Genomic DNA, 21356 nt, shown 5'->3' with positions numbered 1-21356 from the left:
TTGGGACATGGATGTTCCAGTTCCCCTTTTCCATCAGAATGCCGCCGATACGACAGGAAAGGTAGCGCCAAGGCAATGATGGCATATGAGCATGAGCCCGTACTCGCATGGCTTCCGCGCATCATGGGACTACTGCGCCATATGCAGACGCGGCCCCTACCAGATCAGACCCCGCGACAGGTTCAGGCATGGCTGCACCAGGTCATGCCATATGTGCGCAATGCCCGCGCACAGGGTCACGCAATCAATGTCTGGGACGTGGCGAGCCTGAAACACGACGAGCAGCGCAACGCCGGCGTTCTGGCATGGTTGCTAGACCCGCGTGGTACCCATGGCTATGGCGCTGCGGTCCTGCGGGGGGTAATCGAACTGCTGCGCCGCCGCATGGACCTGCCTGCGGACGTAGCAGAGGACGGGATGCTGCACGCAGCGGGGGTCCTTACGGAACACTGGCCGATGGCAAGCTTGCGCAACCGGGTGGATATCGCCATTGACGGGCAGGATTTCACGCTGCTGGTCGAGGTCAAGATCCATGCCCCGGAAGGTCCCGACCAACTGACCCGCTATGTCGAAAGCGCGCAGGCCAGACGTCGTGCGATGGGACATGCATGGGCGGCCGTTCTGTACCTTGCCCCCCGTCTGCCCGAGCGGCCTCCCGCAGGGGTTGCCTGCATCGACTGGCATGATATCGCCGCCATCCTGCGCCGCCTGCCTGCCACGGGCTTCAACGGCGTGCTGGCACGGCAGTTTGCAGACCACATAGACGGTTTCTGAATATACAAGGATCATGACATGAACATGCCCGAACTCAATGCTGCCCTGATTGAAAACCTTCCTGATATCGAACTGACGCTACGCCATGTCGAAGCCCTCGATGCGGCCGTGGACACTACGCTCGATGCCATGACGGCGGACTGGATCAAGGAACATGACTGGCGCGGCGATACACGGGGGGATGAATTCTGGCTGGCAGTCCCCGAATGGAATGATCCTAGTTGCGCGGATGAAGATGTCGTTTTCTACCTTCAGTGGACTGATTTCGACTCAGTTGATGACAGCGAGATCACAGTGATATCACGACTGTGCCAGAATGGTTATGGGCGCGCGGGGCTGGAACTCTGTCACAACTTCAAGGCTAACAAGTGGAACCGTATCCTGCCTGAACTGGTGGAACTGTTGCAGGATACTGGCTTCGTACTGCATGAAAAGCAGCTGATTCTGCCGTTTCACGTGGACAGGGACGTCCTGGTCCGAGGAGTGGCGGACAATGACCTGGTTGATGGCCTGCGACAGTTCCACGAAACGCTCGACCGGCTTGTGGCAAGCCAGCCCGCACTGGCAAAGGTAGTCGCACGGTTGCGGCAGGAACTTGACTGACACGCGGTGCGACCCAGCAACGATCCCCCATCGGAGAATGGCCAAGGAGGCATGAACATACATACCCCGATTTGCGCTGATGCGCTGGGTTCAATCGTCCTGACGCGCAGGCAGTACCGTGTTGTGATGGATTTCAAGGAAGAGGCGGGCACGCGTGAAATCTGGGAACGCATGGGTCGTGTGCGCGCAAATCCCGGCGCGACGCAGCCAGACCTGTGGCTGGAGATCGATACCTATGAGTACATGTTGCAGGGGTTGCTGCTGCACTGTCCCGTGATGACCAGAGCGGATGGCGGTGCGTGCTTCGACCTTGATGGCGTGCTGCTGCTGCTGACGGGGTGCTCCGCCGAGGTCGTTGCCATCCCCGGTTGGCGTGCGCCAGAGCGTACACTTTCGCGCATCGACGCCAGCATGCTCCTGGACGATGAAATGCATGGTCTCCCGGTTGAGTATGACTGAGCGGGACGTGCGCATTGGCGGCTTGGCGTGCAGATCGTGCGGTGCCCTCAAACAATGAGTTCCTGCTCAACCAGAAACATTAAACCTGAGCGCTCATTGTGTTACATGTAACGGAGAGGATGCACCATGACCCCTGTTGCCATTCGCGTAAAGAAGCGTCGAGACACGCTCCGCAAGGCTGGACTGCGCCCTGTCCAAATCTGGGTTCCCGATACACGGGCAAAGGGGTTTGACGAGGAATGCCGCCGGCAGGCCATGCTGGTAGCCCTGGCTGACACGCATGAGCCAGATATTGCCTCTTTCCTCGATGCCGCTGCCGCCGATCTGGATGGCTGGGAGGCATGAAGCGAGGCGACTTTGTAACCGTTGCCCTGCAGGACGATCTCGGCAAACCCCAGCCTGCATTGGTGGTGCAGGCTGATCGGTTCGACATGACAGCTGTCGTGACCCTCCTGCCCCTCTCCAGCGCCCTTGTGGACGCTGCCCTGTTTCGCCTGACAATCCGACCCGATGAGCACAATGGGCTACGTAAGCCATCACAGGTCATGATCGACAAGCCGACCACCATCAACCGCGAGAAGGTTGGCCCGGCTTTCGGGATCGCCAGCGATACCCTCATGCTGTCTGTCAGTCGGGCGCTCGCCCTTTTCCTCGGACTGGCGTAGGCCCATCCTTTCCCAGGGGCATTTGCAGGTTATGTTGTGGCGTCAATTGCTGCCTGAACCTTTGCCAGATCGGCTTTCAGGATCACAAGCACCTGATCGGCCGGGACAGCGGGTTTCGTGCTGGCCCGGGCCTGGCGAATTGCAACCCTTTTGGCAGCCAGTTCATTGAAAAGATCAGTCATGATCATGTCTCCATTGCCAGATATTGCTTCGATAGCAACCACTGTCGCCGCCATCCGCAAGCAGGCGGGCATGATGATACGATTGTCGTTGATGAGATCGACAAAAGCTGTTTTCTTGCTCATTCAGCTTAACCTGACTAAGTTGATTTGGCTAAGCCAAAGGGGTGCCCCATGCGAACCGTTAATATCCATGAAGCCAAGACGCACCTGTCCCGGCTGATCGACGCTGCAATGAAAGGCGAGAGCTTTATCATCGCCAGGGCCGGTAAACCGGTTGTACGGGTGAGCCCTATCTCTGCTCCGGAACAACAGCACAAGCAACGCCTGGGCTTCCTTGCAGGCAGGATGCAGGTGCCGGACGATTTCGATCACATGGGACAGGACGAGATCGGTTCGCTGTTCGATGGGCAGGCATGAGGCTTCTGCTCGATACCCATCTGCTCCTCTGGGCGGCTGGAGAACCTGAGAAACTCTCCGCTGACGCCAGGGCTCTCATGGAAAATCCGGAGAACATGCTGGTGTTCAGTGCCGCCAGTCTGTGGGAAGTCACCATCAAGGCCGGGCTCGGCCGGGCAGACTTCCAGGTGGATCCGCACCTGTTGCGGCGCGGCCTCATCGAGAACGATTACGAGGAACTGCCTGTTACCAGCCAGCATGCCGTGGCGGTCGGACAACTTCCCGATGTCCATCGCGATCCCTTCGACCGTATCCTGGTCGCCCAGGCCACGGTGGAGGGCCTGCTCCTCCTGACCCATGATCCATTCGTGCAGGCTTATCCAGGTCCCATCAGGGCCGTCTGAGCGTTGAAACCGGATGATCGTGCATGCAGGCATCCTTGTTGGCTTATCCGGGTTTCTTCCAGGCTTTTACGACACGCCCCAGCAGGGAGGTATTGCGGACTGGTGAGAAGCCCAGTTCTTCTTCCATGGCCAGCAGGTCCAGTTTGACCGTATCCGCGATACGGCCCTTGAAGACGAATTCCGGCACGGATTTCTCGAAGGCCACGGCCTGGCGAATGTCACCGCCAAAGCGCACCCGCATGAAACGTTTGTCCCGTGACAGGATGATGTTTTCAGGGTGGCTTCCGATCATCTCGACAAGGATGCGCTGGAACTGGATGGCCCGCATTGCCTGATAGGTCCGGTACGAGAGCGGACAGGCCCAGTCGGGGCGGGGAGAGACGTGCTGCTCCAGCAGGGAAAGCAGGATGCGTGAGGAGATGGCGAAGGCATCCGGAATGGTCTTGCCCGCACCCTGATCCATCTCGATCCGCATGGCGCGGATCTGGGGGAGCATGAGGGTCAGATACTGGCGGTAAAGGGCGGTGCCGATCTCCTTTTGCAGGCGGCGGGGGCTTTCCGTCTGGAGCGCACGACTGTCGGGCAGAGAGGCATCGATATGGCAGGTCACCATCCGCTTGGTGAGATCGGCGGAAATGCTGGTGACATCCTTGTTGGTGGTCAGGACAATCGGGGCATAGCGTTCGGCCATGTCATGATCGGTACGGACCATGTCCGGCACGTATTTGCCCATCCGGTCAGGAGTGACATCGTCGATCAGCAATGGAATGGCTCCCAGCCCGAAGCGCAGGGCCAGCGCACGTTGTGCGGTAAAGTCCGATGAGCGGATGCTCTTGACGATCCCGAACATGGACTGGGCGATGATCCGCGTGAACAAGGTCTTGCCCCCGCTGGAGCGGCCATACAACACGGCATAGGGTGGATAGAGCCACGGGTCGATATGGTTGATGACGGCGCCCTGCCGCAGGAAAGCGGCAAAAGGCGCCATATAGAGCCAGACCAGAAAAGCCCAGTAGGATGCCATGGCACTCTGGCTGTTGCCATAAAACGCCGCGAAACTGCTGATATAGGTGACCAGCATGCGCGCATCCCGCGCGACCTGCGCGGCTGGTATGGTCTCCTTTTCCGACAGCCATAACCGGTCATTCAGATGGACTTCGCCCGTCCGGACCGACAGGGTCGCGTGTGGGATGTCATCTGCCGGACGATCCGGTGCGGGCAGGTTGTTGCGGGCCTGCAGGAAGGTCGAGACCGTCCGGGGCGTGACAAGGGCCATGCCCTTGCGGTTCATGGGCAGGGGCACGGTTTCCAGTTCCTGCCGCAGGCGCTGTGCCATGCGCAGGGCCGTGGCGGAAAAGCCGTCCGGCATGGGGATGCCGCCCTGTTCGACATGCGCAAGCCCGGCCCGGATGGCCCGGACGATGGGCACGTCCTCGTAGGGGATCGGGTCCGTCGGGATATCCGCCTGCCCTGTTTTCGCAGTGGGAGAAACGCCAATCAGGATTTCGTCTTCAACCGGCACGCTCTGTTTGTAATCGCGTTGGTAATAGTCTTCGAACACGTGCCATGCGGTTGGGTCATCAAAGGTGATGATCACTTCGTGCTGGCGGGCATGGAAGGCGGACAGGCTGAGATTGGCGGACCCCGTAACCACCCGGTGGCCATCGGGGCCGGACAGAAGGTAGAGCTTTTCATGACTGGGGCGGCCGGTCATCAGCCGGAAGCGCAGCGTGCCATCATGCAGGCGCGGCAGGAAGAGGCTGCTGCGTGGACCGAGGAGCTGGCGCAGCCCTTCCACAAGGGATTTCTGGTCAGCCAGACAGTCCCGGAAACCGTAGGCTTCAAAAACCTGGCTGGCCTGGACAAGGGCCAGGTGGGTCTTGGTCAGGATATGCTCGGCGCCGAAGATGATTTCCATGTCTTCGAACTGTTCGGCAAGGTCGAGCAGGAATTCCAGCGAGCTGGAAAAGGTAATGGCCCGAAGCGTGGAAAAACCTGCGAACACGTCCTGCCAGTTCTGCTGGGCATGCGCGTCCAGTCGGGCCTGAAAAACAGTCAGGGGGGCAGGCTGTCGTGAGGGCAGGTTGGAAAGCAGGTCCGTCATGCGGGGCTCCGGCAGGCATGAAGGGGATGAGACCACCTACGATTGCGCGACTGGGGACCAGCGTGGGATCACGATAGGGAGAAATGTCATTTTTTTCGGCGTCAGGTGATGCCTGTTGCCACACGGCGGTTGAGGGCGGTGGATACGTAAAGCATATGCCCATACAGAGTAAATTTCGATAGAACGGGAAAGAACGGAATTCGCATGAAAGGAAGCCATGCACAGGCTTCCTTTCATGCCGATCAGGTGACGCTATGTCTGAGGCCATGAAAAATCGGCATGGGCACCCATGGCCTGGAAAAACCATGCCGGGTCACGGTCCGGCATGCTCTCCTGCTGTTTCCTGAAAGCCGTCTTGTTCGTTCGAATGAAAAAATCATTGAGGTCTGCATCGATCAGTCCCTCATCCTGGAAAGCATAACAGATCTCCCGGGCATAAAGAACCGGGCAGACCTTCAGAATATCGTCGTCATGTGTCACGGTCCGAAAGAGCGCCTGGAAGTCGCCGTTGCGGAACATGGTCAGTGTGACCTGTTGCTGATGTCTGGTCAGGCGTGACAGGGCCGGAAGATCGCTGATCGCGACCCAGGGTAGATCAGGCCGCCCGGACGGTGGCGCGAAGAAGCGCAGGGGCAGGTTCCTGAAGTCGGCCGCATGCAGGAAAGCAGGAGCGGGTTGAAGCATGGAATCTTTCTCACGATCATGCCAGCCAGAAGCAGCCGGATCGCGAAAGGCTGGATGACCGTCATGCGACCAGGCATAAAAAAACATCTCCAGCCGAATTGTCTTCATCAGTGGGATCCAAGCGGGCGGGGCCTTCCCCAAGGGCCATTATTAATGGCTCCTTTTCCATGCTGCCCGCACCAACGGTGCAATGGTGTATGAAGAGCCCCTAGTAGGCCGGGTCCAATGCAGCCCCGAATGCGGTGTCAGTCAGGTACCAGAACGGGGCCGAGACAGTGCCAAGAGAGGGTATGCAGTGACTAGCCCGTCTTATTCACGGGTTGTGACTTTTTGAGGTTTCCTGATTCTGGACGCGCGGGGTCTACGCGATCCTGGAGGCTGATTTCAGAGTGAGGATTGGTCGGCGCTTGAGTTGGCGGGCTGGGGCGGGTTCGGGGGCGACAGCCCCGCCTGTCACGGTCCGGCGGGTTGCAGACCCCGGGCGATACCGGCGCAGAGTGCGGCTTCGGGGCATGCTGCGGCGAATGCGATGCGAACCCGGGTTGCGGTCTCGATAACCCGGCCGGCGACCTTGATCAGGCGCATGCGTAACGTGGTGAATTCGGCCGTAGCGAGCGGCTGGGGTCTGGGGATGGCCTCGCGCACCGTCAGCATCAGCCAGTAGGCGGCGGTGTGCAACACGAGGCGGACCTGATTTGCGCGAGACGAGCGACAGCCTGTCCGGTCTGAGGCCAGTTGCCCCTTGTGCAGCCTGATCAGGTTTCCCACCTGTCCCCGGGCGCAGTAGAGGGTGTCGTAAAGCCATCCGGCATTCCCGCCACGCAGGTTGGTGACGACACAGCGTATATCTGTGCCCGTTCTATGTACCGATCCCTACCCTGGTCATAATAAAAATACCCATCCTGTTGGGTTTTGTGGTAGGATGTGACCATGCCAACAGTTCACCGAGTGGGCCGATTCAGGTTCATGATCTATGCAAATGACCATGATCCGGCCCATGTCCATGTGTTCTGTGATGGCCGTGAAATCATCATCAACCTTGGGGAAACCAAGGCAACGGTCCGGGAGATTGCCCCCGGCGTGAAGCGAGCAGACGTACGCGAGGCGTTCGGGATCGCGGTGGAACAACGCGAAGCCCTATTGGCCGCATGGAGGACGATTGATGCGCAACGATCATGACATCGAAAAGCAGATGGATGCCGCTTATGAACGTGGTCGCATTCGGCGCGAGACGGTGCCCCAGGCGATTGCTGCTGGGTACGATGCCACGACAGGGCGCGTAACCGTTGAGCTGTCCAATGGCACCCGCTTTGAATTCCCTGCCTCACAGGCTCAGGGCCTTGAGAGAGCAACGCCAGAGCAACTGGCTCAGGTAGAAATCATGGGTGGCTACGGCCTGCACTGGGAGGCACTGGATGCTGACCTACTGGTGCCGGAACTGATGGCGGGCCTGTTTGGGTCCCGTGCTTACATGGCGGCAAAGGCAGGCCGACAGGCATCGCCAGCAAAAGCCGCAGCGGCACGTCGAAATGGTGTCAAAGGCGGCCGACCAAGAAAGGTCGCATAACTCACATATTGAGGTAATAATGAATTAGTTTTTTAAAATACCACACAATTAAAATGTATCAATACAAGACCAAAGTTCACAGACACCAAAAAAATAGCAAAAAGTACTAAAAGATATATAAATAACGAATGTATACATTTAAAATTCCATTATGTAATATTTAAAAAATACTCTTATGCATTTTGGACCTGTAACGGTTTTGTGCCGGTCCTGAGGTAAATAGGAGCAGTCCCATGACTCATGACATTCCTGTTATCGACATTGCCCCCCTGCGCCAGGGTAACGGTGCGGAGCGGGAGGCCGTGGCCAGCGCCATCGGCAGGGCCTGCCGCGAGACCGGCTTTTTCTACATTACCGGCCATGGCGTATCTCCCGATACGATAGCAAAGCTCTTCGAGGCCTCGCACACGTTCTTCACCCAGCCCGCCGCCGCCAAGGAAGCCGTGGCCATGAGCCGCGTGGGCCAGAACCGGGGCTATGTGGGGCTGGGGGTCGAACGGCTTGATACGACTTCCCTGCCCGACCGCAAGGAAGCCTTCAACATCAGCCCTAACCAGCCCGGTGGCCAGGACGCATGGCCTGCTCTACCGGGATGGCAGGATCTGATGATGGCATATTTCGCCACCTGCCTTGATCTCGGCGCGGCACTGCATCGCGGTTTTGCCCGTGACCTGGGGGTAGATGAGGATTTCTTTGTCGATAAATTCAGGCACCCCATGGCCACGCTACGCCTGCTGCGCTATCCGCCCGCGCAACAGGCCAGCACGGCACCGGGGGCGGGTGCCCATACCGATTACGGCAATGTCACGATCCTTGCGGTTAATGGCGTATCGGGCCTGCAGGTACGTCCGCGCGGTAGCGACTGGACGGACGCCCCGCTGATTCCCGGCACGTTCATCTGCAATATCGGTGACTGCCTGATGCGGTGGAGCAATGATGTGTATGTCTCGACCCCGCATCGGGTACTGCGCCCTGCAGGCGAGCGGTATTCGATCGCTTTCTTCCTCGATCCCGATGCGGATGCATTGGTCGAGCCGATCGTAACCCGCGCCGGCGAGCATGCGCATTATCCGCCCGTCACCGGGCATGACTACCTGCAGGAAAGACTGCAAGCGACATACGGGCACAAAAACCAGCACCACTGAGGCGGAAGGCTTCCATAGTGCGGGTGGGTGGTCCGTGGGATGCGATCAGGAATGGCCGGTCGTAAGGCTGGCAGACTGGGCTGTGGAGGTGGACCCGTGACTCTTTTTTCCCGTCCGACCGTTGTGAGGTGCCGGGACTGGAGAAAGGCGTAGGCCATGGACAGACATATTAAAGGGGGGTCCGATTAGCGACACTGACAATGGCGGCTTTCCAATGATTTTCCATAATTGGGAGGACGAAATCGAAGGGCCAGGATCCAGGAAACCGAAAGCTGCCCTGGCGCCAGGCGCAGCGGTCCTTGTCACCGGCCTGCGATAGGCCGTCACATTCACCCTTCTACGGCACTGCGGCCGCCTTATTGCCCGGGTTCAGGCAGGGGAAGGGGATGATCGGTCCCGAGGCTGGCCGCCCATGCCTTCACCGCTTCACCACTGATGAACAATCCGGCATCCGCCTGGGCCAGTGCCTGGCGTGTCGCTTCGTTCTTTTCGGCTTCCCGATCGGAATGACCTGTTTCCATGATGGTGTTCCTCCCAGGCCGGATCATCAGGCCCGTTCCGGTCTGTGTCCACGTGTTTCTGGTGACCGCAGCGCCCGAGAACCCTGTGCGTCATCGACAATGTCCATGTTCGATGGGATCAGGACGTTTCGCTGAAGCAGGGGAAGGAAGAGATATGAGTTTTCCGGCCACAGGAAACCCGCAGATAATTATTACGTTATCGTTACATAAGGCGGGCACAGATATACGCTCGCTCACCGCAATCATGGATGCCCGCCAGTGCGGAGAGATCACAGCCGATGAAATGATCGCCCAGATCCGGCTGATATCTCAACAGGAAGACTGAGTTTTTCTTGCTTCGGCAGAGAACATTGGGAGCCTGTGGTAGAATCCTGTCATCGGGAATTGAGTTAATCCGTTGCAGGAATGCGGGCTTGAAAAATCATACTGTTGTAACTACAATTCCGTAACTACTGGAGCGGATTGTGACCATATGGGTATGGGATCCTGAAAAGGATTCAAAAAACAGGGAGAAGCATAAGCTGCCTCTGGAAACCGGCAGGTTTGTTCTCGACGGCGATCCGCTCGCATTGTCTGTCCCTGATCCCCATCCAGATGGGGACAGGTGGCGAACCATAGGGAAGATACGGGGCATCACAACTCTCTTCGTCGTTCATACAGAACCCGTGGAAGACGAGGAGGATGGCGAAGAATACGGTCGTATTATCAGCGTAAGAAAGGCAACTGCCCATGAGCGCAAAGCATACGAAAATGGACTCTGAACTGCTTCAGGCGTTACGGGCTGTGGAGGCCATGCCTGACAATCAGATTGTGACGGATGATGAAGCCCCAGAAATTCGTGACTGGTCACATGCGGAACGGGGGCGCTTCTATCGACCCCGTAAAGTGCAGAAAACCGTGCGGTTTGACGCTGATGTCGTGGCTTTCTTCGAGAAGGACGGGCCTGGCTATCAGACACGTATGAATGATGCGCTGCGTGAAATTATGAATCGCGCCTTACGTAAGGCGCCCACGAAAACAGACGCGGGATCTGCACGATCTTCACGGCGCGGGAAGACGGTACACGCATAAGAGTGGCTCTGATCTTTCTTTGCCCACTTTCCTGCACGAGAAGGAGATCGACCACCATGAGCAGCAAAAACAGGTCCATGCCCTCGCTGCACAGTGACGAAGCGGCCGAGGATTTCGTCGTAACCACCGATCTGATCCGGTATGACCTGACGGATAGCCGTGACCAATGTACGCCTCGTTACCTTCCTGCGGTGTGCGAGAGCGTCCCCCTTATTGCCCGGGTTGTGGCAGGGGGAGCGGGTTATCCGTGCCGAGGCTGGCGGCCCATGCCTTCATGTCCCGTTTCTCCCGGTCTGGACCTTCAGGCCAGTTTCGGCCTGCGTCCGCGTTTCTTCTCTGGCAGGCGTGTGACCGGCACCCCAGTTCCTGATGTTTCCGAAGGGGCCGGTGTCTCCTTGACGGTCCGCCCCAGTCCGATCTCCTGTGCCAGGGCAGAACGTCGAGCTGCATAGGATGGGGCGGTCATCGGGTAGCTTTCCGGCAGGCCCCATTTCTCCCGATACTGCTCGGGTGTCATGCCATAGACAGTACGAAGATGGCGCTTGAGCATCTTCATTTTTTTTCCGTCCTCCAGACAGACAATGTAGTCTGGAAACACGGATTTCTTCACAGGCACGGCCGGCACCAGATCTGGTGTTTCGGTCATCGCCTGTCCCAGACTTCCGAGCGCCTGAAATACCGAGGCGATGAGGCCTGGCAGGGTCTCCGCCGGAACCGTATTGCTGCTGACATAGGCAGCGACAATCCGGGTCGTAAGCTCCCGCAGCGTGTCAGCTTCGGATGATCGTGTCTCGTGGTCAGTCATGGTCACGTCTGCCTGTTGTCCTGTCATGTTCCCGGTCCCTGTCGAAGGCATGAAGTCCCGCACGCCTCCAGCGTGTTTTCAGGTCAACCGGAGCAGTATCATTGCTGCCCTGGAGCTGTCCTGCAATATCCAGAAAAGTCCCGAGCAGGGTGGCGCGGTCATCATCGGTCAGATCGACCAGTCCCGCCTTCTGGACCAGGCCGCCCAGTTCGATCAGATGATGGGTGCGTTCCCGTCGCGCCTTCGCCCAGTCGCGCATGTCGGTGCGTGCCTTTCGTGCCTGATGGCGATGGATCAGGGCTTCCTGCTTCCTGATCCGTCTTTCAAGCGCCAGAAGCTCCGTTCTGATCGTTTCCGGTTCCTTTCCGGCCGCCCTTTTTTGCGCCAGCCTGAAAGAACGCCGTCCCCCGTTCGGTCCACCTCGCGACGGCTTCTGGTTTGCCGTCCGCCTGTTCGACAGCCGCAAGCAGCACCCCGGCCAGCGCCTCGATCGACAGGGTATCGGCTCCCGTCGCCTCGACCAGTTCGCCGAGCTGGAGGGTCCGTTGCGCCTTAAGCTGTTTTGCCTTTTCCTGAAGCGCCTTCAGTTCCGCATCAATGTCCCGTGGCCTGCGCATTTTCCGCCCTCTGTCCTGCTGGTCTGTGGCATACTCTATCACGCAGGCGAGAACCGCGTCACTCATCCAGAGCAATCAACCCTTGTGGCGCAGTAAAATGTGAGTGCGCGCTTATACGTCACTTCGTGACGTGCGCTTAAGTGGTGTGATAGGATCGCACTCATGGCGATCTATCACCTGCATGCAAAGGTCATCAGCCGCGCCACCGGCCGGAGCGCCGTGGCGGCGGCGGCCTATCGCGCGGCATCCCGCCTGCATGATTTGCGGCTGGATCGCGACCATGACTTTTCCAACAAGAGCGGCGTGGTGCATTCCGAGATCCTGCTGCCCGATGGCGCGCCGGAACGGTTTCTTGATCGTGCGACCCTATGGAACGAGGTCGAGGCGATCGAGAAGCGCAGGGATGCCCAGCTTGCCCGCGAGGTGGAGTTTTCAATCCCGCGTGAAATGACCCAGGCGCAGGGGATCGCGCTGGCACGGGATTTTGTGCGGGAGCAGTTCGTGGAACGCGGCATGGTGGCCGATCTCAATGTGCATTGGGATATTGGCGAAGATGGACAGGCGAAGCCCCATGCGCATGTGATGCTGTCCACGCGGCGGATCGAAGTCAGAACCGGAGAGGCTGTGCATGGAAGACGAAACGGAATCCCGCATCCTGAACGAGGCGGCGGGGGCGCATACGACATCACGCCGGATCCTGGACCTGATGGAGCAGAAAGGGGAGGACGATCCACTCAAGCTCATGATCCGTCTGCTGACGGAAATTCGGGAGACGCAGCGCGGCATCCTGCTGAAGCTCTCGACGCTGGAGAAGCGCTTGCAGCGGCTGGAAGAACAGCGCGACTGATTGCTGCGGCACGGTTGCGGCATGAAGGCCTGGGGCTGGCGCAGGATCAGCCTTCCATCGGGTTCGGTGCGAAAGAGCGTTCATGGAATGACAGGGATCTGCTGCTGACGTGGCGGGAGCGGTGGGCGTCGCTCGCCAATGAACGGCTGGCCGAGCTGGACCTGGATGTGCGGATCGACCATCGGTCGTTCGCCGCACAGGGGATCGACCTTGAGCCACAGAACAAGATCGGTCCGGCCGGGATGCGCCGGGAAGAGCGGGGCGAGGACGCGGAGCGGGTTGCCGATCATCTGGAGATCGCGCGGTGCAATGGCGAAAGGTTGCTGGCCGAGCCGCATGTGGCGCTGGAGGCGCTGACGCGACAGCAGAGCACGTTTACCCGGCGGGACCTGGCGCGGTTCGTGGACCGGCATACGGCAGACGCAGAACAGTTCAGTGCTGTCATGGTTCGGGTGGAGGCGTGTCCAGAGTTGGTCGCGCTCGGGAAAGATGGTCATGGGCGGGAACGGTTCTCCACACGGGAGATGATCGGGGTCGAGCAGCGTCTGGAAGAGGCATCGCTCGCGATGGGGCAGTCCCAGGGGCATGTGGTGCCGCTGGCGGTGCGTCGGGCGGCGATGGCGCGGGACGGGCTTGGGGACGAGCAGGCGCTGGCGGTGGGCGAGGTCACGAAGTCCCGCGACCTGTCCGTGGTGGTCGGGTATGCCGGGACGGGGAAGAGCACCATGCTGGGTGTCGCCCGCGCGGCATGGGAAGAGGCCGGGTATCGGGTACGCGGGGCGGCGCTGTCGGGGATCGCGGCGGAAGGTCTGGAAGCGGGGTCCGGGATCGAGAGCCGGACGCTGGCCTCCCTGGAGCGTGCGTGGGAACGTGGGTTCGACCTGCTGGAGCGCGGGGACGTGCTGGTGGTGGACGAGGCCGGCATGGTGGGGTCACGGCAGATGGAGCGGGTGCTGTCGGCCGCGCGCGGTGTCGGGGCAAAGGTGGTGCTGGTAGGTGATCCCGAGCAGTTGCAGGCGATCGAGGCCGGCGGTGCGTTCCGGGCGGTGGCCGAGCGGGTCGGGTCGGTGGAAATCACGACCGTGCGCCGGCAGCGTGAAGGCTGGCAGCAGGTGGCCACGAAGGAGCTGGCGACCGGGCGGACGGATGAGGCGCTGGGGCGCTATGAGGCGGCCGGCCTGGTGCGCGGTCATGACACGCTGGAAGAGGCGCGGGCCGGGGTGGTGGCCGGATGGGATGAAGCGCGTCAGGCCGCGCCAGAGGAAAGCCAGATCATGCTGGCGCATCGGCGTGTCGATGTGCGGGCGCTGAACGAGGCGGCGCGGGAGATCCGGCGGGACGCGGGTGAACTGGGTGATGATGTGCTGGTGCCGACCGCCCAGGGCGAGCGGGTGTTCGCGGACGGGGAGCGTATCTACTTCCTGCGCAATGACCGGGAGCTGGGGGTAAAGAACGGTACGCTGGGGACGGTGCGGGGTATCGTGGGGTCGGCTGAGGCTGGGGATCTGGCGTTATCGGTCCAGCTTGATGGGAAGGAGGGAGCCGGACGTGGCCGGGTCGTGTCCGTGTCGGTGGCGGATTATGACGCGCTGGATCATGGCTATGCCGCCACCATCCACAAATCGCAGGGTGTGACGGTGGACCGGGCGCATGTGCTGGCGACGGGGAGCATGGACCGGCATGGGGCCTATGTGGCGCTGTCGCGCCATCGGGAGAGCGTGTCCGTTCATTGGGGCCGGGATGATGTGGGCGACCGGGACGGGCTGGTGCGGCGGCTGTCGCGCGAGCGGCTGAAGGATACCACGCTGGATTACCCGCATGTCCGGGATCGGGATGCCGGGTTTGCGCGACGGCGCGGGCTGCATGTCCCCGAGAGCGAGATCGTGGTGGAGCGCAGCGAGACGGCCTCTGGCCCCCAGAAGGACAGGCAGGCCGAAGCTGTCCATACGCTAGATCCGGCACCGGCGCAGCGGAAACGCGGGATGTTCGACGGGCTGGACCTGTCCGTGCGGGGGCGTGGCCAGACGGCGGAAAAAGACGTGTCGGCCGGGGTGGATGCCGGGGCCAGTAAGGGGGAAAGTGGGGTTGAGCGTGAAGCTCCCGCCTCGCCCTTTGCCGGGTTGCGGCTGCCGCGTGTGCAGCGCGCGCAGGTGCCTGCCGGGCTGGGCGGGTTTGTGCCGGGTGGTGATCCGCTCCACCAGGCGGTGGAGCAGTATGCGCGGGCGGTGCGGGACATCGGGCGCATGGTGGAGCAGGAGCTGCCGGTGCTGGAGCACCAGAAGAAGGCATGGCTTGACGCCAGCACGGCCCTCGAACGGCTACGGCCCGGGGCGGTGATCGCTCTGGAAACCGCCGTGAAGCATGAGCCGGAGATCCGGCAGGCCCTGTACGGGCTGGAAGGGCCGGCACGGGCGCGCAGGCTGGTCGAGGGGCTGGAACACGAGGACAAGGTGCGGCATTCCCCCGAGTTGCGGGCGGCGCGGTTCGTGAAGGCGTGGGACGGGCTGAGCCGCGAGCAGCAGGGTGTGGCGCTCAGGGAGCTGAAGCGGGACGTGCAGCTTGAATCCCTCCTGCGGCAGAAGGGGCATGAACTGGGCGTCCGGAAGGGATCGACGCTCGATCATGGATTGCAGCCGCAGCGCACGCGCTCGCTGTCGCGTTCCAGGGGGCGGGATATGGATATGGGGATGTAGGAGATTTTGATTTACGTTAAGCAGTGACGTCATATATGATGTCACTATGCGCGTTGTTCTTGATACGGATGTTGTTCTTTCGGGATTCATGTCACCGGACGGAGCGTCCCGGCAGCTTTTGCTGGGGGCCTTGGATAGGAATTTCAGTCTGCTGCTCTCCACGACCCTCCTGGTCGAATACGAGGCGGTGTTGCGTCGTTCTGAAAACCTTTTTCGAATGGGCGTTCAGGGGGATGAAGTTCTGGAGGTTCTTGATGGACTTGCAGGGTGCTGCGTGCCGGTTTCTTTTGATTACAGGTGGCGACCGACAGGAGCGCACGGTGATGATGAACTTGTGGTTGAGACAGCGATCAACGGAAATGCGGATGCGATCGCCACGTTCAATCTGAAAGACATGCAGCGGGCTGTATCACGGTTCGGTATTCCAGCAGTGCGGCCAGGTGTTCTTTTGCGAAGGATGAGAGGATGAGTAGCAGTAAAATCCAGCTTCGGCTTCCGGAAGATATGCGGGAAGCCGCAACGCGTCAGGCGGCGCTTTCAGGTGTCAGCATGAACCTTTTTGTTGCGACGGCTGTCGCGGCCCGGCTGGGTGGGCAGGCAGAAGCGGAACGGTATTTTTCCGCACGGGCGACACGGACCACGCCTGCTCGTGCCAAAGCTCTTCTGGAGCGGATCGGAACAAGGGGGCAGATCAGGGACGATGATCGTCTGGACGTGCCGGAAAACTGAATCTGGATGAGGGGATGTCGGGTTTTTCTGGAAAGATATCGAAATGATATTTATGATATCATTCCAGGAAATGAGGAGTCCTGTCATGTCTTCTGTGGTTATTCGTAATCTTCCGGAAGAGACGCATCGGGCGCTGAAGGCGCAGGCCATGCTGCATGGGCGCAGTACGGAAGCAGAGATCCGGACCATTCTGGAAGCGGCCGTCCGGCCGCCGCAGCGGGTCCGGCTGGGATCGCTTCTGGCGTCCATCGGTCGGGAGGCCGGTATGTGTGATCAGGATATTGCGGCCTTGCAGACCCGCGATCAGACCCCGGCCGAGCCGATGTCCTTCGAATGATCCTGCTCGATACCAATGTGATCTCGGAGCCGTGGAAGCCCGTCCCGGAGCCGCGTGTTCTGGCCTGGATCGATGGACAGGCGATCGAGACGCTTTTCCTGTCTGCCGTCACGGTGGCGGAACTGCGTTTCGGGATCGGGGCGATGCCGACCGGTCGGCGGCGTTCTGTACTGCATGAGCGGCTGGAACAGGAGGTATTGCCCTTGTTCGCGGGGCGTGTCCTGTCGTTCGATCTGGCGGCGTCCCAGGCCTATGCCGAACTGATGGTGCGGGCCAGGTCAGAGGGTCGGGCGATTGGCAAGGCAGATGGCTATATTGCCGCGACTGCCGCATCCCGTGGTTATGTCGTGGCCAGTCGCGACGTGTCGCCTTTCGAGGCGGCTGGTGTGCGGGTTCTCAATCCGTGGGAGGATACCTGATGTCCTGCGGCATGCTTGAGAGCGGATGATTTAATGTGTATGATTTCTATTGGAGATACACATCATGCGAACAAACATCATCATTGACGATGCCCTCATGACAGATGCGCTGAAGGCGTCTGGTGTCAAAACCAAGAAGGAAGCGGTCGAACTCGGGTTGCGGACGCTGATCAGGCTGAAGCAGCAGCGGGAACTCCGTACCTTGCGGGGGAAGCTCGACTGGCAGGGTGATCTTGATGCCATGCGTTCCGACGCATGATCCTGGTGGATTCCTCGGTCTGGATCGATTTTTTCCGGGGTACGGTGACGCCACAGGTTGATGTTCTAGACCGGCTTCTGGGAGAAGAACCTGTCGCCATTGGGGATCTGATGATGACGGAAGTTCTCCAGGGATTTGCGAGTGAGCGGGATTTCAACACGGCACGGCGGATGCTTGGTGCCCTGGATCTGGTGGAGATCGGGGGACGTGATGTCATGATCGAGGCGGCACGATATTTTCGTGACCTGCGCGGCAGAGGCATCACCATCCGGAAGACCATTGATACCCTGATTGCCACACGATGCATCGTAAGCGGGTATCGGCTTCTTTACAGTGACCGGGACTTTGATCCGTTTGTGACACATCTGGGGCTGGAACGGGCTGCCTGATCGGGGGGCAGGCTACCGGGGGAGGGATGTTGTGCAGGAAGAAGAACAAGCCGTTTGTCAGGAGACAGCGCATCTTCTGAGTAGTCCGCGTAATGCGGAAAGATTGCGACGGACTATTCAGAACGCGGCTTCAGACAGTCGGCCAAACAGGCTTACGCTCCTGGCAATGGAAGAAGGGCGAAGGCGGCTGCTTTTCGGGAAGCAGGAAAGGGCCGGAACGCAAGAGGCTGGTCAGGATGATGATCGTCTGGACGTGCCGGAAAACTGAATCTGGATGAGGGGGCTTTCCATCATGAGCGAGACGGATCCGGCCGCGCGCGCCTTTGAGGATCTGTGCGCCGAAATGACGGTGCTCCGGCGCAGCGTGGAAGCGCTGCCCCAGGCATGGCGGGACAACCGGCCGCCTGACTACACGCCGGACCTGGCCAGGCTGGTCAAGGCCCTGAACGACGTGGGCGCGCGCATGAAGGCGATCGAGGCCAGTCCGACGCTGAAGATGACGCCGCAGGCCTATGGGCAGGGGGTACGACAGGCAGGGCTTTCCGTCTGTCAGGACATGCAGGCCGCCTTTCATACCGCGATCCGTGCGGTTCAGGTGGAGCGGCAGCAACTGACCGACATTGTCGGACAGGCCCGTACCCAGGACCGTCAGAACTGGTGGGTGCTGAAGGTCGGGCTGGCCTGTCTGGCTGTCGGGATCGGGTTCTCGCCTGCCTTGACCTATCTCCTACCATCGTCACTAGGGACGCGGGTGGCCTCCTTTATCGTGGGCGGACAGGATCGGTGGGAATCTGGTGCGTTGATGATGGAGGCCGACAATCCCGAAAGCCTGCGGCATATGGTCCGGGCCAACCGGCTTGTGGACGCCAGTCGGGACCGGATCGCTGGCTGCCAGAAAACGGCCAACGAGACGAAGGTGGACCAGTCCTGTGTCCTGACCGTCCGGCCGGATGGGTCATAAGCGTCCTGTCAGGACAGGAGATCATGCACGCTCATGCCGTCGAGGATGGCCATAAAAGCATCGGTTGCCTGTCTGGTCAGGTGACGGAGACGGCAGGCATCTGCCAGGATGCAGGGTCTGCCCTGAAGCGGCGCACAGCCGGTCATGACTTCACCTTCGGTTTCCATGAGGCGGATGACATGCCCGACATTGATGTCTTTCGGGGAGCGGGCCAGGCTGACGCCACCATTCCGCCCCCGGGTTCCCACCAGGAGATCATGATGGCACAAGTCGTTGACGACCTTCACGAGATGGTTATGGGAGATATTGTGCCGCTCGGCGATGTGCCGGACCGTTATGCGGTTCTGTGTGTGTCCATGGCGGGCCAGATGGATCAGCACGCGGAAGGCGTAGTCGGTACGCAAGGTGAGGTGCATCAGCCAAGTCGCGTGGCAGTCGGGCTGATCTGCCCCGAAGGCGTGAAAAGGTTTCCGGGACCATAGTCCGAGGAGGCCAGGTTTTCGAGCTGGTTGCTGACGCGCATCCAGAAGGCGGCGTCATCCACAAGGCCAGCCTCGACACACCGGCCAACGTGATGGCGCGCCCGTTCCCTGGCGCCAGGTAGTCCGTATTCGCGCAGGAGGGCTACCGTCATGGCGTCTGTATCCATGATCTCAAGGTCACGGGCCTGCTTTATTCCTGAACCTGCCATCTGTCCGTCCTTTTTTCACGCCTGTCCTGTGACGACAGCCGGGAAAGCGGGCAATCAGGCACACGCCTCCTGCCCGCCCTGGCGTCGGGCGGGTAGAAACGTGTTCCAAAAGGGCAAAAGCACGCCCTGCCTATTTCCACTACGGCAGACAGGTCTCCCTGTTCACCGCTGGACATAGTCCGGGTGTTGTATTGGGCAGGCCACCCGACAAGGAGGCCGCCCTTTTGGAAAAGGCGTTTCTACGCGCCTCTTTCAAAATACCACATGCTGTCTGGCAGCACCACCCGCCCAGGCTCCCGGTAGCGGTCACAGGAAAGGAGAAGAGAGTGCTGCTGCTCTTTTTAGACGGCCCTGATGGGGCCTGGATAGGACTGCACGAGTGGATCATGGGTCAGGAGGAGGAGCCCTTCGACCGTGGCCTGGGCGACAAGGATACGGTCAAAAGGGTCGCGATGAATATCGGGAAGCTGTCCAACTGCCACGGCATGCTGACTGGTGACGGGGAGGTCTTCATACCCGTTCTCGATGAGGCCACGACGCAACAGATGCGGATCAACCTGGAAGTCTGCCCGGCCAAGCCCGGCCTTGATCGTGACTTCCCACAGGCTTGCGGCGCTAAACATCAGGATGTTCAGAGGGTCTTCCATGAATGTCCGGGCATCGGCGGAGAGTTTCCCCGGGTTTCCGGCTGCCCACAGGAGCAGGTGGGTATCGAGCAGAAGCCTCATGCCTGCCCGTCGAACAGCACGCCGATCTCTTCGTGTCCCATATGATCAAAATCGTCCGGGACTTGGATTTTGCCAGTCAGAAAGCCCAGACGCTGCCTGTGCTGTTCCTCAGGGGCACAGACAGGGCTGACCCGCACAACCGGCTTGCCGGCCCTGGCGATGATGAAGCTTTCACCCTTTGTGGCGGCATCGATCAGCCGGGACAGGTGGGTCTTGGCTTCATGGATATTGACGACACGCATGGCATCCCTCATTGACTTGGTCATACAAACTTAGTTTATTTTGGGCAGATCGGCAAGAAAAAGCGGAGAGCAGCTGCGCTGCGGTCTGGCTGCCACGATGACTGTCTTTGGAAATGAAAATTTCAGACCAAAAATAAATAACTATTATACATTATGTATTGTATAGACGAATACAGTGCATATTTGTTGGTTGTATCAGGATATTTCCACATAAAATGTATGAGGTATGCCGTTATTCAACCGCTAGTTGAATGAATTCTTCTGTTGCTGCCTTCCATGTCAAACTGTATCCATGAATGACGAAATATGTCGTTTTAAAGGCGACGTTCCATTCAATACAGGACCGACCGGTCATCGCCGGTCAGGCTGACCGTTCGGGAGGTTACTGATGCAGTTCAGGGCCGTGGCTTGTGCTTTTCTTTTTTCTGCTTCCCTGACGGGCGTATCCCATGCTGCGGGAACGGCAGCGGTCCCGGCCCCGTCTGCCGCGCCATCGCCCGCAAAAGGGGCCTCTGCTTCTCCGCAGGCCCCGGCCCAGCCTTCGCCGATCACCACGCAGCAGGCTTTTGGCACCTGGCAGGCCAACTGCACCTATGCGCCCGCGACACGCGCGGCTTCGCTGTGCGTGGCGGCCCAGCAGCTGAGCATGCAGCAGCAGGGCAAGGCCGTGCCGCTGGGCATGGTGATCGTCGCCCGGGCCGCGACCGACAGGGTGGCGATCACCGCGCGCCCCTACGAGCTGAGCATCATGACCCCGCTGGGCTTCGACCTCACGAAGCCTGCCACCCTGTCGATGGATAACGGCAAGCCGGTCAGCCTGCCCTATCTGGTGTGCAACGCATCGGGTTGCCTGTCGACGCTGCAGGCGACGCCCGCCATGATCACGGCACTGAAGGCGGGCAGGACCGGCCACATCCGCGTCAGCCGCGTGCCCGCGCAGGGCGGCGGCACGGTGACGATCAATTATGACATGAGCCATTTCTCCGACGCCTTTGGCGCAATCGAGACCTGGTCCAGCCAGAAAGCGCCTGCCTGAAGCCGGCCGCATAGTCCGGAATGCGCGT

The 21356-nt window shown here is 60.0% G+C and carries 33 protein-coding genes and 2 pseudogenes; 23 read left to right on the top strand and 12 right to left on the bottom strand.

From position 1 onward, the window contains the following. Nucleotides 1–141 precede the first annotated feature (141 nt). The 5 genes from QEG70_RS16855 to QEG70_RS16835 all read left to right on the top strand — a co-directional run bounded on the left by QEG70_RS16855 (nucleotide 142) and on the right by QEG70_RS16835 (nucleotide 2501). Nucleotides 142–774 (top strand): PD-(D/E)XK nuclease family protein, encoded by a 633-nt coding sequence (locus QEG70_RS16855; RefSeq protein WP_181418505.1) that lies wholly within the window; start codon nucleotides 142–144, stop codon nucleotides 772–774. An 18-nt stretch (nucleotides 775–792) separates the two neighbouring features. Further along, on the top strand, nucleotides 793–1377 hold the full coding sequence (locus QEG70_RS16850; RefSeq protein WP_061275748.1) for a hypothetical protein: 585 nt from the start codon (nucleotides 793–795) through the stop codon (nucleotides 1375–1377). A gap of 51 nt (nucleotides 1378–1428) precedes the next feature. Continuing rightward, on the top strand, nucleotides 1429–1836 hold the full coding sequence (locus QEG70_RS16845) for a hypothetical protein (protein WP_061275746.1): 408 nt from the start codon (nucleotides 1429–1431) through the stop codon (nucleotides 1834–1836). Between the two features lie 126 nt (nucleotides 1837–1962). After that, nucleotides 1963–2181, top strand: a complete 219-nt coding sequence (locus QEG70_RS16840) for an antitoxin MazE family protein (RefSeq protein WP_010518053.1) — start codon at nucleotides 1963–1965, stop codon at nucleotides 2179–2181. Then, nucleotides 2178–2501 carry a type II toxin-antitoxin system PemK/MazF family toxin gene (locus QEG70_RS16835; protein ID WP_061275744.1) on the top strand — a complete coding sequence of 108 codons (324 nt, stop codon included), beginning with the start codon at nucleotides 2178–2180 and terminating at the stop codon, nucleotides 2499–2501. Before QEG70_RS16840 ends, QEG70_RS16835 begins: the two co-directional genes overlap by 4 nt. Nucleotides 2502–2530: 29 nt before the next feature. Here QEG70_RS16835 and QEG70_RS16830 read toward each other — a convergent pair whose 3' ends face one another. Further along, the gene (locus QEG70_RS16830; protein ID WP_061275742.1) at nucleotides 2531–2806 is read right to left on the bottom strand and encodes a hypothetical protein; all 276 of its coding nucleotides are present in this window, start codon (nucleotides 2804–2806) and stop codon (nucleotides 2531–2533) included. 48 nt (nucleotides 2807–2854) lie between these two features. Here QEG70_RS16830 and QEG70_RS16825 point away from each other — a divergent pair, with 48 nt between their 5' ends. Next, nucleotides 2855–3100, top strand: a complete 246-nt coding sequence (locus QEG70_RS16825; RefSeq protein WP_010518373.1) for a type II toxin-antitoxin system Phd/YefM family antitoxin — start codon at nucleotides 2855–2857, stop codon at nucleotides 3098–3100. Further along, the gene (locus QEG70_RS16820; RefSeq protein WP_025439964.1) at nucleotides 3097–3483 is read left to right on the top strand and encodes a type II toxin-antitoxin system VapC family toxin; all 387 of its coding nucleotides are present in this window, start codon (nucleotides 3097–3099) and stop codon (nucleotides 3481–3483) included. The genes QEG70_RS16825 and QEG70_RS16820 overlap by 4 nt, the downstream gene beginning before the upstream one ends. Nucleotides 3484–3526: 43 nt before the next feature. Here the strand turns inward: QEG70_RS16820 and QEG70_RS16815 are convergent, their stop codons facing one another. The 3 genes and pseudogenes from QEG70_RS16815 to QEG70_RS16805 form a co-directional block, all read right to left on the bottom strand. After that, nucleotides 3527–5587 carry a phospholipase D family protein gene (locus tag QEG70_RS16815; RefSeq protein WP_308721636.1) on the bottom strand — a complete coding sequence of 687 codons (2061 nt, stop codon included), beginning with the start codon at nucleotides 5585–5587 and terminating at the stop codon, nucleotides 3527–3529. A gap of 252 nt (nucleotides 5588–5839) precedes the next feature. Further along, on the bottom strand, nucleotides 5840–6379 hold the full coding sequence (locus tag QEG70_RS16810; RefSeq protein WP_061275738.1) for a hypothetical protein: 540 nt from the start codon (nucleotides 6377–6379) through the stop codon (nucleotides 5840–5842). A 345-nt stretch (nucleotides 6380–6724) separates the two neighbouring features. Further along, a pseudogene (locus QEG70_RS16805) lies at nucleotides 6725–7126 on the bottom strand (transposase); the annotation flags it as partial. 111 nt (nucleotides 7127–7237) lie between these two features. On the opposite strand from QEG70_RS16805, the gene QEG70_RS16800 reads away from it, so the two are divergent. The 3 genes from QEG70_RS16800 (at nucleotide 7238) to QEG70_RS16790 (ending at nucleotide 8983) form a co-directional block, all read left to right on the top strand. Beyond that, nucleotides 7238–7450 (top strand): DUF4160 domain-containing protein, encoded by a 213-nt coding sequence (locus tag QEG70_RS16800; RefSeq protein ID WP_308721635.1) that lies wholly within the window; start codon nucleotides 7238–7240, stop codon nucleotides 7448–7450. Then, the gene (locus QEG70_RS16795; protein ID WP_007396285.1) at nucleotides 7434–7838 is read left to right on the top strand and encodes a DUF2442 domain-containing protein; all 405 of its coding nucleotides are present in this window, start codon (nucleotides 7434–7436) and stop codon (nucleotides 7836–7838) included. The genes QEG70_RS16800 and QEG70_RS16795 overlap by 17 nt, the downstream gene beginning before the upstream one ends. 233 nt (nucleotides 7839–8071) lie before the next feature. After that, the gene (locus QEG70_RS16790) at nucleotides 8072–8983 is read left to right on the top strand and encodes an isopenicillin N synthase family dioxygenase (RefSeq protein WP_176644143.1); all 912 of its coding nucleotides are present in this window, start codon (nucleotides 8072–8074) and stop codon (nucleotides 8981–8983) included. A 356-nt stretch (nucleotides 8984–9339) separates the two neighbouring features. Here the strand turns inward: QEG70_RS16790 and QEG70_RS16785 are convergent, their stop codons facing one another. Continuing rightward, nucleotides 9340–9504 carry a hypothetical protein gene (locus tag QEG70_RS16785; RefSeq protein WP_166498087.1) on the bottom strand — a complete coding sequence of 55 codons (165 nt, stop codon included), beginning with the start codon at nucleotides 9502–9504 and terminating at the stop codon, nucleotides 9340–9342. Nucleotides 9505–9658: 154 nt separating this feature from the next. On the opposite strand from QEG70_RS16785, the gene QEG70_RS16780 reads away from it, so the two are divergent. The 3 genes from QEG70_RS16780 to QEG70_RS16770 all read left to right on the top strand — a co-directional run bounded on the left by QEG70_RS16780 (nucleotide 9659) and on the right by QEG70_RS16770 (nucleotide 10575). After that, nucleotides 9659–9829 carry a hypothetical protein gene (locus QEG70_RS16780; protein ID WP_167400424.1) on the top strand — a complete coding sequence of 57 codons (171 nt, stop codon included), beginning with the start codon at nucleotides 9659–9661 and terminating at the stop codon, nucleotides 9827–9829. A gap of 139 nt (nucleotides 9830–9968) precedes the next feature. After that, nucleotides 9969–10265: a BrnT family toxin gene (locus tag QEG70_RS16775; protein ID WP_010518357.1), complete on the top strand. Its 297-nt coding sequence runs from the start codon at nucleotides 9969–9971 to the stop codon at nucleotides 10263–10265. Beyond that, complete coding sequence (locus QEG70_RS16770) at nucleotides 10234–10575, top strand: BrnA antitoxin family protein (RefSeq protein ID WP_007396313.1); 342 nt, start codon at nucleotides 10234–10236, stop codon at nucleotides 10573–10575. The genes QEG70_RS16775 and QEG70_RS16770 overlap by 32 nt, the downstream gene beginning before the upstream one ends. Before the next feature lie 301 nt (nucleotides 10576–10876). On the opposite strand, the gene QEG70_RS16765 is transcribed toward QEG70_RS16770, so the two are convergent. The 3 genes from QEG70_RS16765 to QEG70_RS16755 all read right to left on the bottom strand — a co-directional run bounded on the left by QEG70_RS16765 (nucleotide 10877) and on the right by QEG70_RS16755 (nucleotide 12063). Then, complete coding sequence (locus QEG70_RS16765; protein ID WP_110914707.1) at nucleotides 10877–11380, bottom strand: Ros/MucR family transcriptional regulator; 504 nt, start codon at nucleotides 11378–11380, stop codon at nucleotides 10877–10879. Next, nucleotides 11373–11639: a conjugal transfer protein TraD gene (locus QEG70_RS16760; protein ID WP_025439956.1), complete on the bottom strand. Its 267-nt coding sequence runs from the start codon at nucleotides 11637–11639 to the stop codon at nucleotides 11373–11375. Before QEG70_RS16760 ends, QEG70_RS16765 begins: the two co-directional genes overlap by 8 nt. A gap of 64 nt (nucleotides 11640–11703) precedes the next feature. After that, nucleotides 11704–12063, bottom strand: a complete 360-nt coding sequence (locus QEG70_RS16755; protein ID WP_308721634.1) for a conjugal transfer protein TraD — start codon at nucleotides 12061–12063, stop codon at nucleotides 11704–11706. A gap of 96 nt (nucleotides 12064–12159) precedes the next feature. Between QEG70_RS16755 and traA the strand changes: the two genes are divergently transcribed. The 9 genes and pseudogenes from traA (at nucleotide 12160) to QEG70_RS16715 (ending at nucleotide 18631) form a co-directional block, all read left to right on the top strand. Beyond that, complete coding sequence (gene traA, locus QEG70_RS16750; protein ID WP_112209864.1) at nucleotides 12160–15537, top strand: Ti-type conjugative transfer relaxase TraA; 3378 nt, start codon at nucleotides 12160–12162, stop codon at nucleotides 15535–15537. Nucleotides 15538–15583: 46 nt separating this feature from the next. Further along, entirely contained in the window at nucleotides 15584–16006 is a 423-nt protein-coding gene (locus QEG70_RS16745; protein ID WP_010517487.1) for a putative toxin-antitoxin system toxin component, PIN family, read from the top strand. Then, nucleotides 16003–16056: pseudogene (locus QEG70_RS17005) on the top strand (toxin-antitoxin system HicB family antitoxin); the annotation flags it as partial. The gene QEG70_RS16745 and the pseudogene QEG70_RS17005, both read left to right, overlap by 4 nt. A gap of 30 nt (nucleotides 16057–16086) precedes the next feature. Continuing rightward, on the top strand, nucleotides 16087–16266 hold the full coding sequence (locus QEG70_RS16740) for a toxin-antitoxin system HicB family antitoxin (protein WP_242448110.1): 180 nt from the start codon (nucleotides 16087–16089) through the stop codon (nucleotides 16264–16266). Between the two features lie 85 nt (nucleotides 16267–16351). Next, on the top strand, nucleotides 16352–16603 hold the full coding sequence (locus QEG70_RS16735; protein WP_025439953.1) for a FitA-like ribbon-helix-helix domain-containing protein: 252 nt from the start codon (nucleotides 16352–16354) through the stop codon (nucleotides 16601–16603). Further along, nucleotides 16600–17022 (top strand): type II toxin-antitoxin system VapC family toxin, encoded by a 423-nt coding sequence (locus QEG70_RS16730; RefSeq protein WP_110531928.1) that lies wholly within the window; start codon nucleotides 16600–16602, stop codon nucleotides 17020–17022. The genes QEG70_RS16735 and QEG70_RS16730 overlap by 4 nt, the downstream gene beginning before the upstream one ends. A gap of 64 nt (nucleotides 17023–17086) precedes the next feature. Next, nucleotides 17087–17281: a type II toxin-antitoxin system VapB family antitoxin gene (locus QEG70_RS16725; protein WP_010512461.1), complete on the top strand. Its 195-nt coding sequence runs from the start codon at nucleotides 17087–17089 to the stop codon at nucleotides 17279–17281. Next, nucleotides 17278–17670, top strand: a complete 393-nt coding sequence (vapC, locus tag QEG70_RS16720) for a type II toxin-antitoxin system VapC family toxin (RefSeq protein WP_007396299.1) — start codon at nucleotides 17278–17280, stop codon at nucleotides 17668–17670. Before QEG70_RS16725 ends, vapC begins: the two co-directional genes overlap by 4 nt. Nucleotides 17671–17962: 292 nt before the next feature. After that, on the top strand, nucleotides 17963–18631 hold the full coding sequence (locus QEG70_RS16715; protein WP_110570059.1) for a DUF6118 family protein: 669 nt from the start codon (nucleotides 17963–17965) through the stop codon (nucleotides 18629–18631). An 8-nt stretch (nucleotides 18632–18639) separates the two neighbouring features. Here the strand turns inward: QEG70_RS16715 and QEG70_RS16710 are convergent, their stop codons facing one another. The 4 genes from QEG70_RS16710 to QEG70_RS16695 form a co-directional block, all read right to left on the bottom strand. Next, a complete protein-coding gene (locus QEG70_RS16710; RefSeq protein WP_235720939.1) occupies nucleotides 18640–19035 on the bottom strand; it encodes an RrF2 family transcriptional regulator in 396 nt (131 codons plus the stop codon). An 11-nt stretch (nucleotides 19036–19046) separates the two neighbouring features. Then, nucleotides 19047–19322 carry a hypothetical protein gene (locus QEG70_RS16705; RefSeq protein WP_110570055.1) on the bottom strand — a complete coding sequence of 92 codons (276 nt, stop codon included), beginning with the start codon at nucleotides 19320–19322 and terminating at the stop codon, nucleotides 19047–19049. Between the two features lie 341 nt (nucleotides 19323–19663). Then, nucleotides 19664–20050, bottom strand: coding sequence for a type II toxin-antitoxin system VapC family toxin (locus QEG70_RS16700; protein WP_110570054.1), 387 nt, complete (start codon nucleotides 20048–20050; stop codon nucleotides 19664–19666). Beyond that, the gene (locus tag QEG70_RS16695) at nucleotides 20047–20292 is read right to left on the bottom strand and encodes a type II toxin-antitoxin system Phd/YefM family antitoxin (RefSeq protein ID WP_087609099.1); all 246 of its coding nucleotides are present in this window, start codon (nucleotides 20290–20292) and stop codon (nucleotides 20047–20049) included. Before QEG70_RS16695 ends, QEG70_RS16700 begins: the two co-directional genes overlap by 4 nt. 388 nt (nucleotides 20293–20680) lie before the next feature. On the opposite strand from QEG70_RS16695, the gene QEG70_RS16690 reads away from it, so the two are divergent. Next, nucleotides 20681–21328, top strand: a complete 648-nt coding sequence (locus tag QEG70_RS16690; RefSeq protein WP_112209866.1) for an invasion associated locus B family protein — start codon at nucleotides 20681–20683, stop codon at nucleotides 21326–21328. Nucleotides 21329–21356 lie beyond the last annotated feature (28 nt).

Source organism: Komagataeibacter xylinus (assembly GCF_031081985.1).
GTDB lineage: Bacteria > Pseudomonadota > Alphaproteobacteria > Acetobacterales > Acetobacteraceae > Komagataeibacter > Komagataeibacter xylinus_E.
The sequence above is the reverse complement of the archived record's forward strand: the minus strand, read 5'-3'. Positions and strand labels throughout refer to the sequence as shown.